Origin of the sequence: Bacteroides sp. 41_26 (genome assembly GCF_949740115.1) — a bacterium.
GTDB lineage: Bacteria > Bacteroidota > Bacteroidia > Bacteroidales > Bacteroidaceae > Bacteroides > Bacteroides nordii.
The window spans coordinates 58513-72665 of sequence record NZ_CATJGZ010000085.1 but is presented as its reverse complement, the minus strand read 5'-3'; the positions used below and the strand labels follow the sequence as shown (position 1 = coordinate 72665).

Genomic DNA, 14153 nt, shown 5'->3' with positions numbered 1-14153 from the left:
TGTCAATTATACCTATTTTCATGTCAATTACTGTTTAATATTACCATGTAAATATACGAAATATAAACGAAATAAAACAATGCTAAACAATTAATATTCAATTAAATAATAATAAGAAAAGTACATATGCAATAGTAAATTATTTAATGCGTCGGCCCTGAGCCTCGGTGTGTAACATTGTTTTAGATGTACATGTAAAGCAGTACGACATGTGCATGTGGAACAGCACGACATGTGCATCTCATGCAGCTTTACATGTACATGTAAAACAAGACTGCTCACCGGGGAAAGGAACGCTCCTTTCTGAGAAAAACAAAGTACAACACCGGGCAAAGGGATTAATGCCGTTTAGGGCTACTTCCGCTACCGAAAAGATAGGGCCATAATCTTCGTTACTAATACGGAAATGAGTAAAACTCACCACAGAGTAACACAGAGTTCCACAGAGTACTATTTATCTGATGAAACGCGGATGATCGCATAAACACAGATTAAAAGACTGTAGTTATTTATCATACATTTGTTTCCCTTTGCGAAAATCTGCGTTTCAATAAAGATTTAAACTCTGTGGAACTCCGTGTTACTCTGTGGTAAAATACACTCAAAACCGATCAATATATTACCATATTATTTATAAAGAAAAAGCCACCTTAAACAGCAATTAGCCACTATTTTATGAAGCTTTTTGTCCTTATCATTTTTTAACCATAAAAATAATCCTGTTTTCGAAAACAAATCTCAACGCTTTATGTTCTCTCATGACAACGCTTGAGAATCACTCCAAGGCGGTCATAAGGCTATCATTCGGAGGAAGCAAATGTTTTAGCAATTCTGTTTTATACTATTTTAGTAATATAAAAAAGTGACGTTATGAGTAAAGGAGCACATAGTTTCTGCATGGTAGTTTTACTGGTTTTTATTACCAGTTCATGCATCAAGGATACCCTACCGGAGTGCCCACCTCAGTTAGTTGTAAAGTTAGTCATCAAAGATACTAATTATTTCAATATAACAGAATTCAGCGAACTGTCTCCCGAAGACTCCTCACAGCCTTTCGCTCATTTCTCCGGAACGATCCGTTATATTTTAACCAACACAACTACCGGTCAGGTAGTACGTCAGTCTGATATAATAGTGCCGGTAGGAAATACTCCGGACTTCTCTCTTTCCTTCAACGATTTGCCCGAAGGAAAATACGAACTATCCGCCTGGGGAAATATAACAAAAGACATCCCTTTAGGAATTCTCCACCAGAACGGATTGGAACATACTGATATATATACCGGATATACCCGACTCGTAATCATGTCACAAAATCAGGAACAAATCCTGGAACTGGAAAGGGCAAAAGGAAAGCTAATTATATTCTGTCGTAATTTTCCTAGCGAAGTTAGTCAAATGAATCTGACACTTGCTCCTGTATATCAATCAGCAGACGCACTTCTCAACTATCAAGGAAGTACGAACATACAGAAAACAACAATAATTCAAACAATTAATGAAACTTTTGTAGCTCCCACCCCTCAGGGAAATTCTACAAAACTAGACCTTAACTTTTTTACAAATACCCGTGCGGCCAAACCCGTACTGACCGTCCCGTCAATGGACATAATGGTGCGTCGTAATGAGATATCGGCTGTCGCCGTAGACTATGATGCACCAGGCAATGCCTGGGAAATATGGACATTCATCAATGGTGAATGGAATATGATCCATCATCTTGATATCAAATAATATGTTTTTCTATCTATTCATTTAATTAAACTTTACATCATGAAAAAATTAATGTTTCTTGCAATGGCGAGCGCTTTTCTGTTCGCATGCTCCGAGAGTGATGACCCTTCACCGATTGTTGACAACAGCATCCCCGAAGGAAGTGTAGTTTTCGACATCTCCACTGTAAATAAGCTGAATAACGGCATGAGCCGTGGAAATGTCTACAGCCAAGAAGCCACCCAGCACGTTACCCGTGTTTCGGTTTATGCTTTCCTTAATAATGGTTCCGACTATGTATACGCTAAAACATACGATATTAGCGGATGGTCGGACGGTACTACCTTTAAACGCTATGTCGTGGCCGAGGGTGATAAACTACCCGCAGGTGATTACAAATTCTTAGCCATTGGGCGCGATGCTACAGACCAGTTTACTGTCACAACTCCTTCTGCAGGACAGTCCTACTCCGGCATGATGGCAACAATTACTCAGAGTGGAAATGAATCGGAAATTTTTTCAGGCACCACTACTGCACAAGTACTGGATAAAGGTAGTCGCGTGAGCATTGAAATGACCCGTAAAGTAGCCGGCGTTTTAGGATACTTCAAAAATGTGCCTCAAATCTTAGACGGAAAAACAGTAAAGTTCCTTCGTCTGAGCGTAAGTAACTCCAACCAGCAAGTGAATCTGACAAATGGAGTGGGTGTCAATACCAGCCCGGCTGCTTACAACATCATTGACCTCGACCTCTCCGCCCAAACAGTAGCCAATGGAATATACGCAGGTAATGATCTCTCCGCACAAGGGGTAGTAAAGGTTGCCAACTCGCAACTGAATGGTTCATATTTCATGCCGGTCAGTTCTGTTACATTTACTCTCGGATTATATGAAGCCAACGGAAACGCTATCAAAACATGGAGTGTAAAAGACACCGGTGGTGTAACAACCTTTAACATTCTGGCAAATCATTTCTATTCTCTCGGAATGAAAGCACAGGCAGGAAATGTGAATGGTGGTACCGATGATCCGGGAGATGACGATGATCCTATCGACTTACTGACCGACCAGAATATTGTCGTAACCATTAGCCCCGCCTGGGAACTGATCCATAACCTGATCATACAATAAAATAATCCTAAAGGAATGGATAGTATAAAACATATTTATGGTCTTATAGTCACTCTGATAGCTGTCCTGATGAGTGCATGCTCTCAGGACGAAGCTATCGGAGTAGCTTCCACGGAAACAATCCCCATAGAGCTCAATATCAGAGACTATAAGGTATTCTCCCGTGCACCAGGAGATGTTACTTCTTCAGTAAACCGTATCCTGATATTGCCTTTCCGTAAAACGAATGAAGGGCTGACTAATGATGATGCTAATTTCATTCCTGTATACGGTTCGGCAAAACAGATCGACGTAGCCACTTTCCCGAATGTAGTGACAAAGTTAACTCTCACACCAGCAATAACCTATAAGATACTAATCATAGGATACAATCGAAATGACTTTGATTTTACGAATCAAAGTAATCCTTCCCGAAGCTTTAGTATCGGATCGGTTACAACACCCGTGACACTCGCAAACTTTCATCTACAACCAATGTTGCCTACTGTCGTTCCGGAGTTTTTTACCTGTATAAGTGAGGGATATATGAAAGGGCAATTGATAGGAACCAGCTTTAAACCAGAGCAAGTCAACAGTATCAAAGGTACATTAAAACGCATTGTCAGTGGATTTACACTGGATATAACCAATATTCCGGCTTATGTCACCTCTATTTCATTAACCGCCGAACAATTGGTAACTGCAAGTCGTGCCACCGACGGCATACCAACAGTGTGGCAAACAGCCGGCGATGCCAGTAGTAAACTTATCGGTAGTAGGACACCTATCGCCGGAAAAGTGAATTTCAACCAATATATACTGGCTATACCGGATGCAAGAAAAACGCTTTTCTATCTGGATGTTACTTATGGAGGTATACCCCAACGTTATACGATGCAGATAGCCAATGAGCCGAACGTAGTTTCGGGCAACCGGATTATTTTTTCTCCGAATCATTGGGTAAAGATAACCGGCAATTTTACCAACAGTGGCCTGGTTTTTATCTTGTCCGGCATCATTAATCTGGACGATAATGCCTGGGATGGAATTATATAACTATTAAAACAAAACGGAGATGAGAACAACTCTATTCATAGCAACAGGTATACTCTCTCTATCGCTACTTACAGCATGTGAGAAAGATACAGAAGAGATGCAACTTCCACCAACAGAAACAGTAGATAATGTTCCTGAAGGGTATTTTGTTGTAAGCTTTTCACCCGGACAAGACGACGTTACCCGAGCGGCAGTGACCGGACCTGATGGAAGAGTCCGGCATCTCCGCTATGTAATATATAAATCTACAGGAGAATATGTAAAAGAGAAAGTAGTACTTCAACCCGTCAACCCTGTTCCTACATGGCCTTTTAGCGCAGTTAAAGATACGCTACCGAAAGGACAATATACAGCTGTATTTCTGGCCAATGTAGAAAAAACGATGTTTCCCATCCCCGGAACAGGGGGAAGTAGCAGTTATGCCGAAGTACTGACTAATTATAAAACAATCTTGGCCGATGCCCGGATTGTATTACCTAATGCAGAGTTTACCGATACTTCTGAATATTACTGGGCAAAAATCAACTTTTCTGATACCTCTTCGCAACCTACTGTATTATTACAAAGAATCATCAGTATGCTGAATTTACACCGTAATTTTGTAGATGCCCAAACTGCATTGAACAAATTGGAGAATAATATTATCACTCAAATGAAATATGATGATCTTATTCAAACCACTGTCAATGGGGCACTTCCCGGATTATTGAAAACAGCATTGGATTTAGGTGTTGTAGGCAATGTAGTATATGCAGTTGTAGGAGGCTTGGACGGGGCAGTCAATCTTGTAAAGAATGCCCTGCTGGTTCCTGTCACCAGTGCTCTTCATACATTATTATTACAGCAACTTACTAATCAGATAGGAATGGCCCTGACCGGAAATGCCAATCAACAAGGGGCTCTGGCAGGCTTGGGAGTCTTGTTGAACCCATGGGCCACAAATGAGGCACATACAGCCATTGTGACGATTCGGAATTTTCCCAAAACAATGGATTTCAGCCTGACAGTAAAAGACTATTATACAGGTGACCAGCGCTTCAGATATACTTTTACCGGAGGAAGTATATATGACGAAAAGGATATTCTTATCAAAGGATTCAACGGAACGTTTGATGTACGTCGTATAAATGTTATCAAGCAGGGGCTTATCTCCGGATTAGTCATAGATCAGATTATAGACAGCTCTCTATTACTAAACGGAGCATTTATTGATATCACAGATCCTATACAAGCCATCGTTGAGACTAATTACAGATATAAAGCTGATTATTCATTTGTAGATCTGGGTCTGAAATCGTATACGGCACAGACAGATGGTAATCATTCACTGACGCTATCGGTACGGTTGGGAGATATAGCCAATCTAAATGGAATATTAACAGGTATACCTGTACTTGGTCCGCTACTTAATGGAGTCGTAAAGGGACTAATAGGAAATATCGTCGTATCCGTACCTATTAATCTCCCGTTATTAGGAGTCGATAATCTGACCTTATCGGGTAGTTGGAGTGCAGTAACTAAATATTGAATAAAACCAGAAACAGATGAAAAAGACCTTCATATTATTAGCATTCGTCCTGCTTTCCTGTAATATATATAGTCAGGTAGTAGGAATAAAGAGTAATCTGCTTTACGACGCTACCACTTCTCTTAACCTGGGAGTGGAAGTAGCATTAGACTCCAAACTCACCCTCGATATATCGGGTAACTACAATCCGTGGGAATTCAATGGAAACAAACAGTTCAAACACTGGCTTGTACAACCAGAACTCCGCTATTGGATGTGCGAGACATTTAATGGATCTTTTTTCGGCATACATGCACATTATGCCGAATTCAATGCCAAAGGAATCAAATTACCATTTGGACTCTATTCAGGATTAGAAAATCACCGTTATCAGGGAAATCTTTATGGAGCCGGAATTTCATACGGTTATCACTGGATATTGAAAAAGAGATGGAGTATGGAAGCCACTATCGGTGTAGGATATGCACGTGTCAGCTATGATCGCTATAATTGCCGCGACTGTGGTTCTAAATTAAATAGTGGACATAAAAACTATTTCGGTCCCACAAAGCTCGGAATTAGTCTGATTTATATTTTATAGCTCAATTGAAAAGTCATCTCACCACAGAGTAACACTGAGTTTCACAGAGTTTTTAGACATAAGAACAAAAAGCTGAGATAAGAGCTTAAAGACGGATTATGCAAATAATATGTTCTTTTGTTCTTAATATCTAAAACTGATAAATAGTACTCTGTGAAACTCAGTGTTACTCTGTGGTGAAGCTTCTCAGAATGCAAAGCTGCATTCTATCCCTACAATATGCTTACTCTTATCTGGTTCATACTGATAGCAATAAAAAACATCCAATGACCACTTGTCAGAAATTTCAATTTCCACACCAGGTCTGTATCGCATACGTGCCACATCAAAAAAAGCCGCACCACCAATTGCCTGATACAATTCAGCAGAGAAATAAGGCGAAAGCATTCCCTTCTTCGGCTCATAACCAACTTTTAACCGGGAACGTAACCGATTTTCGGCATTTCCATCCGAAAAGGTCTGTTGAAAACGCTCCCTGAGTGAAAACTTCATCTGTTGCCACTTCACACTTCCCGTGACTCCCAGATTATAGCGATGCCGGAATTTCCATCCTTCTGTTCCCCTATTACGATGATGCAATTCATAACCACCTTCTGCTTTCAGAAATGGGAACAGCTGATAAGATCCTGATAATGAAGCTCCCCAACGATCCATCATTTTCATTGAATCTTTTGTACGCAGTTCCACTTTTCCTGCAATACTAAAGTCAGGCGTTAGTTTATGGCTTACTTTCATCGTAGTCCATGTTGTAAAGTCGTCTGACTGTGCATACAAAGCTGGAGACATGTAGCACAACAACAATAAAAACAAACTATATTTTTTCAATATTCCTTCGTACATTATAAAAAATTTAAAATACAAAGATAAGAAGCAAAATCTGAAAACATCTTGAAATAACACCAAATAGTTACAATCATTTCCATTTTCACAAAATTAAACCATCTGTCATATTAATAACTCCTGTTCTTTTTAAAAGTAATCATATAGTATTCCATTGCTTCGTAAAGAGCAGCCTCAATCAATCATCATTTACAGATAATATTAAATTCAAGCAATATCAGATCCTCACTCATACCATAGTCAAAGAGTATATCAAAATATAGAAACAATAACAGTTAAAAAATAAGATGTATAACATGCTCCTTTCATAAGCTACGATCTTCTATTATAAAAAAATTACAATTTTACCAATATTCGTTTAATCTGCTATCTTATCGAGAATATTTTATCGGAAAAGGTGTATTTTTATTGCTTAAAACAACTATTTTCGAAACTATTATTTTACCTTTTTTAATAATCGACAATTTGTGTATTACAAAAAAAAGACATAGGTTTGCATTTCAGATTGAACAAAATCTGCAAAGTAGTAAACTTTATTATATGTATCTCAATACCCCATCCGTGCAAGAACGCGAACTCGTATTACGACTTATTAATGATGATGAAAGTGCATTCTGTGAGCTATATTCAGTTTATAGAAACAGGCTTATCTACTTTGCTATGAAGTTTCTCAAATCGCAGGTATTCGCAGAAGACATATTTCAAGATACGTTTACAGTAGTCTGGCAAAGTCGTAAATTTATAAATCCCGATGCATCTTTTTCTACCTATCTCTATACTATCATGCGAAATCGTATTCTGAACACGTTACGTGATCTGGAAAATGAACAGCAACTAAAAAATAATATCTTTGCCCAGGCAATAGATGCCAATGACAGCACTGAAGAAACTATTCATTCTAAAGACTTCATGGAACTGATAAATCAGGCAATGCAAAAGTTGACTCCCCGGCAACGGGAAATATTCAACATGAGTAGAAACAGGGAAATGTCTCATAAAGAAATTGCCGAGACATTGGGAATATCTGTGAATACTGTACAAGAGCATATATCAACTTCTCTTAAAATCATACGAACTTATTTCACTAAAAACAATGGTCCGTACGCCGATCTTTTATTACTCTTATTAATACTTCCTGTTAGTTTTTCGTATTAATAAACGTTAAAGACACCCTAGATTATTTCTTCTCTTGTGTATTAACTATATACAAGCAGGAATATTATATTCATAACTTTATGAAAAAAGAGAAAGCTATAAAGCAAAAAGTGCGTCATTATTTAGATGGTATATATTGCAAATCAGAAGTTACTGAACTATTAAAAAATATGCAAAATCCTGAAATGCAAAATATTATCGAAGAAGTTGCAGATGAACTATGGGAGGAAAACATGGAGCAACCTCCTTTTCATTATGATATAGAACATGAACAATACCGGCGTGAGGCTGCAACTCTTCTAAAAAAAATAAACAAACGCACCTCCTACAAAAAAATTATGTGGACAGCCGCCTGCATCACTCTAATCATAATGATTGGGTTAGGAGTAAATAGTTACCGATTTACCCAAATAGAGAAACCGTTGTATACAGAAATTTCAACTTCATTTGGTGAAAAGAAGGAATGGACACTGCCCGATGGTTCCAAAGTAAATCTAAATGCATGTACAACCCTCAGATATCCTGAACGATTCACCGAAAAAGAACGAAAAATTGAACTAACCGGTGAAGCCTTTTTTCAAGTCAACAGAGATGATAAAAAACCTTTTATCATAAAAACAGCAGGATTTGATGTAAAGGTTCTAGGCACATGTTTTGATGTCAAATCATATGAAAATAACGAAACATCATTAGTCAGCGTAAAAAGCGGAAAGGTACAGGTGGAATTACCAGAAGCAATGATGAAATTGGTAGCCAATGAACAACTACAGATAAATCGGCAATCTAATGAATACACAAAAAGAAAAGAGAGTTACCAACATGCAATGGCATGGCTTCAAAACACATTACACTATAACAAGACCCCCTTGTATGATGTAATTAAGGATTTGGAACGCATCTATAATTGTCGGATAAAGTTTGCCCCCAATCAACAGTTTAATTATCGTTTAAGTGGTGAACACGATAATATTAACCTACAAGCAGTATTAAAATCAATAGGACATGCTACAGGTGTGAAATATAAAAAAGAAAAAGATTATATAATGTTATATCAATAACGAAAGCAATAAATGCATTAAGATAACACTCCAATCAATCTAACCATATAGTATTAATTTATGACAAGAAAAAAGCACAAATTTGTTATTTGTACCATGTTACTGATTTTATTTCTATGGGGAACATCAATTGTAAGTATAGCCCAGGAAGTGAAGAAAAACACCGTAACCATTAATGTAAAAAATGAATCAGTAGAGAAAGTTTTAAAAAGAATCAATAAAGAAACAAACCTCAATTTTTTCTATGATCCAGCTATTCTCAGTAAAGCATCATCCGTTACACTGAACGTGAAAGACATGCCTCTACAGAAAGTACTAAACATGCTTTCCGTTCAAACCGGATTAAATTTTCAACGAATCAACAACACAATTTCAGTCAACTGGGAAACAAACAGTAAGCAACCGATTCAATCCCCAAAAGAAAATATAACAGGTACCATTAAGGATAATAATGGAGACCCAGTCATCGGAGCAAGTATTCAAGTAAAAAACACCGGAATAGGTACAATTACCGATTATAACGGACAATTTTCATTAAGTAATGTTCCGGAAAATGGAATACTGATAATCTCCTATATAGGTTATGATACGGAAGAGATTCCTGTAAACAAAAAGAAAAACCTGCAAATTGTGATGAAGGAGAACACTAAACAATTAGAGGAAATAGTAGTAGTGGCCTATGGAACAGCTAAAAAAAGTTCATTCACAGGTTCAGCAGAAGTAGTCAAACAAGATCGTATCGAAAAAAGGGTTGTAGCCGATGTTTCTAAAGCATTAGAAGGTACAGTAGCCGGTGTACAAAGTACTTCAGGAAGCGGACAGCCGGGTTCAGGTGCTTCTATGGTTATTCGTGGTTTTGGCTCTATCTCAGCTTCCAACACTCCACTATATGTAGTAGACGGAGTACCGTTCAACGGAGCATTGAACACAATTAATCCGAATGATATAGAATCAGTAACTGTTCTAAAAGATGCATCTGCTGGAGCATTATATGGTTCGAGAGGTGCAAATGGTGTTGTAATGATTACAACCAAACGCGGAGAAAGAGATGATAATCAGATATCTATAAATCTAAAAGCTAATTGGGGGATTTCTTCAAGAGCTATACCCAAATATGAAACAGTAAACGAAGCGGAATACTTGGAACTTGCTTTCGAAGCATACAAAAATGAACTGATTTATACAGAAGGAATCGATCCGTTATTAGCGGGAACACAGGCCATCGAAGTAATGAAAGGAATGGCCAAAGGAGTGTTAGGGTATAATGAAGAATATAATCCTTTCAACATGCCGTTACAAGAGTTGATTAACCCTATTACTGGTAAAATTAATCCGACAGCCCAACTAAAATATCATGAAGATTGGAAAGATGAGCTGAGTAATCATAACCCACTCCGGCAAGAGTATCAATTATCAGTGACCGGAGGGAACAAGAAAACCCAATATATGATATCAATGGGATATCTTGATGAAGTAGGACTCCTACAGACAACTGAATTTGAACGTTATACAGGGCGTGTTAACATTGATACCCAAGCAAAAAATTGGTTCAAAACAGGTTTTAATGCTTCGTTTGCTCAAACTAGTACCAATTACAATAGTGCTTCTGGTTCTGTCATATCCAATCTATGGTATACCAGTCAGATTATGGCTCCAATCTATCCCGTATATGAACATAACACAGATGGTTCAGTTAAAACGGATGCTAACGGAAATAAAATATATGATTACGGAAAGAACCGAATAGCCCTTGCCAATTCAAATGCAATAGCTTTATTACATGAAGATAAAGAAAATAATACCCGAGATAATTTGAGTGCCAGAACCTATATCCAATTATCTACAAATGATGATGAATATGGAATATTTAAAGGTTTCTCACTGATGGCCAACCTGGGATTAGATTATTTCAATACTCATGAAATGAGTTATAGCAATCCTTATACCGGTAATGCAGCAACAACTGCAGGTAGTTTAACAAAGGCTGTACAGCGCCAACTAAGTTATACATTTAATCAATTATTGACTTATCAACGCAACATCCGTTCCCATTCATTAGATGTTATGATAGGACATGAATATTATGAATTAAAACAGCAGTTTCTGGGAGCACAAAAAACAGGATTCCCGTTTGGCGGATTGTACGAACTGTCTGCTGCTGCAACTCTTAGTGGGGCAAGCTCACAAACAGATAAATATGCTATCGAATCGTTCCTAAGCCGCGTAAACTATAATTTTGCCCAAAAATATTACTTCTCAGCCAGTTTCCGAACCGACGGTTCCTCTCGATTTCATAAAGACAGCCGATGGGGAAAATTCTGGTCATTAGGAACTTCATGGAGAATATCAGAAGAGAATTTTATGAAAAAATACGACTGGGTAAACAATTTAACCTTGAAAGCCAGTTTTGGTTCACAAGGGAATGACAATATCGGTAGTTATTATGCTTACCAAAGTTTATATAATATGGGACTATCCAATGGCAGTTTAAACGGTGCAGGAATTAATTCATTAGAAAATAAGGATCTCAAATGGGAGAAAAACGAGAATTTGAATATCGGAATTGAAGCTCGTTTGTTTAATAGATTATCTTTGACAGCCGAGTTTTTCAATAAACACACAAAAGACCTACTTCTAAATATGCCTAAAGCTACCTCCAGCGGTTTCGATGCATATCCGGCCAATATAGGAAGTATGAGAAATATGGGCCTTGACATCACTGCAACTGTTGATATTCTTAAAAATTCTGATTTGAAATGGACATTAACAGCCATGGGAAGCCATATTCGTAATAAAATTCTAAAATTAGCCGACAAACCGGAGATTATTTCAGGATCAAATATCTTCAAAGAAGGTGAAACTGTCAACTCATTTTATTTACCAATTTCAGCAGGAGTAGATCCACTAACCGGTAATCAACTCTATTGGGTTGATCACGACAAAAATAATAACATAGTATCTAAGTACAAGACAGACGATGTAACCCTAACAGCCAATAGCAGAGAAATTGTCGGCAACCGTATCCCCGATATATATGGAAGCATAACGAATGACTTTAGTTACAAAGGAGTCGATTTTTCAATACTGACTACCTATTCTATAGGTGGAGAAATGTTGGATGGAGTATACGGAAGTATGATGAATGTAGGTTACAAAGGATACGTATGGCATAAAAATGCCCTCCGTAGATGGCAGCAACCGGGTGACATAACCGATATCCCTAAAATTATGTGGGATCAACAATTACGTGTAACAGATAAAGATCTGATAAATGCCTCTTACTTTGCTATCAAAAATATTACTTTGGGCTATACATTTCCAAAAGACTGGCTAACAAAAATCAAAATGGACAATATCAGAATATATGCCACAGCAAATAATTTAGCACTATTCAGTCACCTCAAAGGAATGGATCCCCAATATAACTTTACTGGCACTGTGGGATACACTTATACCCCTTCACGGACATATTCTATAGGTATTGATATTAAATTCTAATAAATCAGAGACGATATGAAAATAAAATATTATACACTGCTAACTATTATCTTCTTATCTACCTTTTGCTCATGTAGTGATAACTTAAATACCAATCCTACCGACCAGATATCGGGAAACATCATTTTCAAAGACGTAGAAGGAGGAATGGTAGCGATGAATGGCGTGTACCGCATGATGTACTCATCCGGCTGGGCTGGGGACAACTCTACACATGCCTTCGGATATATGTCAACTATGTTGGTGTCCGGGGTTATGGGTGATGATATGATTGTATCTTCATCGGTAAAAGGTTGGTTTTCGATGGATTACAATCTGCAAGAAAGAAATTTCTATTCAAGTACATTATACCGCCCCTATTCTGAATGGAATTTTTACTATACTTTGATCTCAAATTTAAATTATATAATTGCACATGAGAATGATTTATATGGACTTCCTGCAGACAAGGCAAACTTATTTGGGCAAGCATATGCTTTGCGTGCTATGTGTTATTTTCATTTAATCCAACTGTATCAACAAACCTATAAAGGGCACGAACAAGCTTTGGGAGTCCCAGTATACACCACCCCTACTACATCTTCTACTCCGGGAAAACCAAGAGGTACTGTAGAAAATGTATACATGCAAATCAATAATGACATAGAATACGGAATAGAATTATTAAAACAGGCAGAAGATGGAGGTATAACCCAAAAGCATAAGTCACACATTGACTATTATATAGCCAACGGAATCAAATCAAGAATAGCACTCGTGCAAGAACGATGGCAGGATGCAGTAGATGCTGCCGTACTCGCACTAAAAAAACCTGATTTAAAAACAGCCAATGCTTCCGAATTAGTGGGAGGATTCAACGATATCAACATGTCATCGGTACTTTGGGGAGCCGAAATTCAGAAAAGTGACCAGATCGGTGCATACGCTTCATTTTTTTGCCATATGGATGCTATGGCCGGCATGCACGGATCATATGATCGCAAATGCATAAGTGCATGGTTATACAAACAAATGGGATTACAGGATCTTCGCCGGGTAAATTGGTGGAAAGGAAGTATCGCTCCTGCATTAGAGAGTACTCAAGGGGCACAAAAAAGCTATTGTACAATGAAATTCCGTTTTAGTGATTATTCTTCCTATTTAGGAGATAATATTTATATGCGCGCAGAAGAGCTACTCCTTACAGAAGCAGAAGCTCTATGTCATTTAAAAAAATATAAAGAAGCAAGGAGTATTATGGAAACATTCGGTACAATACGTGAAAAGAGTTATGTACGCAATCGGCTCGATAAAGTTATTGATGACAATTCATTGACGCTGGATGTATACGGTACCGGTACAACTCCGGAAATCAAAACTCTTTTGGATGAGATATTATTACAACGGCGTATCGAGTTATGGGGAGAAACAGGTCGTTTGTTCGATATACTCCGTTTAAAAACCGGATATTATCGTGGGTATGAAGGCTCTAATCACGTAGTTAAGCTAAACGACGATACTCGTTTGCCAGACTATAAAGGTTTTATATTAACCATCCCACAAACGGAATTCGACGGCAATATCAACATGGATCCTATAGCTGATCAAAATCCATTATAAACCATTGTTTGACTAC

10 protein-coding genes are annotated in these 14153 nt (G+C 37.8%); 9 read left to right on the top strand and 1 reads right to left on the bottom strand.

Annotation, left to right across the window (positions count from 1 at the left end; all coding sequences use genetic code 11):
* The first annotated feature begins 870 nt into the window (after positions 1-870).
* Genes QX565_RS12610 through QX565_RS12590 form a run of 5 tightly spaced genes read left to right on the top strand, consistent with a single transcriptional unit; the run spans position 871 to position 5987 of the window.
* A complete protein-coding gene (locus QX565_RS12610) occupies positions 871-1734 on the top strand; it encodes a hypothetical protein (RefSeq protein WP_289292927.1) in 864 nt (287 codons plus the stop codon).
* A gap of 39 nt (positions 1735-1773) precedes the next feature.
* A complete protein-coding gene (locus tag QX565_RS12605; RefSeq protein ID WP_221648828.1) occupies positions 1774-2844 on the top strand; it encodes a FimB/Mfa2 family fimbrial subunit in 1071 nt (356 codons plus the stop codon).
* Positions 2845-2859: 15 nt separating this feature from the next.
* On the top strand, positions 2860-3879 hold the full coding sequence (locus QX565_RS12600; RefSeq protein ID WP_289292926.1) for a hypothetical protein: 1020 nt from the start codon (positions 2860-2862) through the stop codon (positions 3877-3879).
* Positions 3880-3898: 19 nt separating this feature from the next.
* On the top strand, positions 3899-5407 hold the full coding sequence (locus tag QX565_RS12595) for a hypothetical protein (protein ID WP_289292925.1): 1509 nt from the start codon (positions 3899-3901) through the stop codon (positions 5405-5407).
* A gap of 16 nt (positions 5408-5423) precedes the next feature.
* On the top strand, positions 5424-5987 hold the full coding sequence (locus QX565_RS12590) for a DUF3575 domain-containing protein (RefSeq protein ID WP_289292924.1): 564 nt from the start codon (positions 5424-5426) through the stop codon (positions 5985-5987).
* Positions 5988-6173: 186 nt separating this feature from the next.
* Here the strand turns inward: QX565_RS12590 and QX565_RS12585 are convergent, their stop codons facing one another.
* Positions 6174-6827 (bottom strand): DUF2490 domain-containing protein, encoded by a 654-nt coding sequence (locus QX565_RS12585; protein ID WP_289292923.1) that lies wholly within the window; start codon positions 6825-6827, stop codon positions 6174-6176.
* A 540-nt stretch (positions 6828-7367) separates the two neighbouring features.
* Here QX565_RS12585 and QX565_RS12580 point away from each other — a divergent pair.
* The 4 genes from QX565_RS12580 to QX565_RS12565 all read left to right on the top strand — a co-directional run bounded on the left by QX565_RS12580 (position 7368) and on the right by QX565_RS12565 (position 14137).
* Positions 7368-7982, top strand: a complete 615-nt coding sequence (locus QX565_RS12580; protein ID WP_221648833.1) for an RNA polymerase sigma-70 factor — start codon at positions 7368-7370, stop codon at positions 7980-7982.
* Between the two features lie 80 nt (positions 7983-8062).
* Complete coding sequence (locus tag QX565_RS12575) at positions 8063-9040, top strand: FecR family protein (RefSeq protein ID WP_221648834.1); 978 nt, start codon at positions 8063-8065, stop codon at positions 9038-9040.
* A 60-nt stretch (positions 9041-9100) separates the two neighbouring features.
* The gene (locus QX565_RS12570) at positions 9101-12538 is read left to right on the top strand and encodes a TonB-dependent receptor (RefSeq protein ID WP_221648835.1); all 3438 of its coding nucleotides are present in this window, start codon (positions 9101-9103) and stop codon (positions 12536-12538) included.
* Positions 12539-12553: 15 nt separating this feature from the next.
* Entirely contained in the window at positions 12554-14137 is a 1584-nt protein-coding gene (locus QX565_RS12565; protein ID WP_221648836.1) for a RagB/SusD family nutrient uptake outer membrane protein, read from the top strand.
* Positions 14138-14153 lie beyond the last annotated feature (16 nt).

Coding starts and splice junctions, on each gene's coding strand:
- QX565_RS12610 (WP_289292927.1), top strand. CDS start 871: ATGAGTAAAGGAGCACATAGTTTCTGCATGGTAGTTTTACTGGTTTTT.
- QX565_RS12605 (WP_221648828.1), top strand. CDS start 1,774: ATGAAAAAATTAATGTTTCTTGCAATGGCGAGCGCTTTTCTGTTCGCA.
- QX565_RS12600 (WP_289292926.1), top strand. CDS start 2,860: ATGGATAGTATAAAACATATTTATGGTCTTATAGTCACTCTGATAGCT.
- QX565_RS12595 (WP_289292925.1), top strand. CDS start 3,899: ATGAGAACAACTCTATTCATAGCAACAGGTATACTCTCTCTATCGCTA.
- QX565_RS12590 (WP_289292924.1), top strand. CDS start 5,424: ATGAAAAAGACCTTCATATTATTAGCATTCGTCCTGCTTTCCTGTAAT.
- QX565_RS12585 (WP_289292923.1), bottom strand. CDS start 6,827: ATGTACGAAGGAATATTGAAAAAATATAGTTTGTTTTTATTGTTGTTG.
- QX565_RS12580 (WP_221648833.1), top strand. CDS start 7,368: ATGTATCTCAATACCCCATCCGTGCAAGAACGCGAACTCGTATTACGA.
- QX565_RS12575 (WP_221648834.1), top strand. CDS start 8,063: ATGAAAAAAGAGAAAGCTATAAAGCAAAAAGTGCGTCATTATTTAGAT.
- QX565_RS12570 (WP_221648835.1), top strand. CDS start 9,101: ATGACAAGAAAAAAGCACAAATTTGTTATTTGTACCATGTTACTGATT.
- QX565_RS12565 (WP_221648836.1), top strand. CDS start 12,554: ATGAAAATAAAATATTATACACTGCTAACTATTATCTTCTTATCTACC.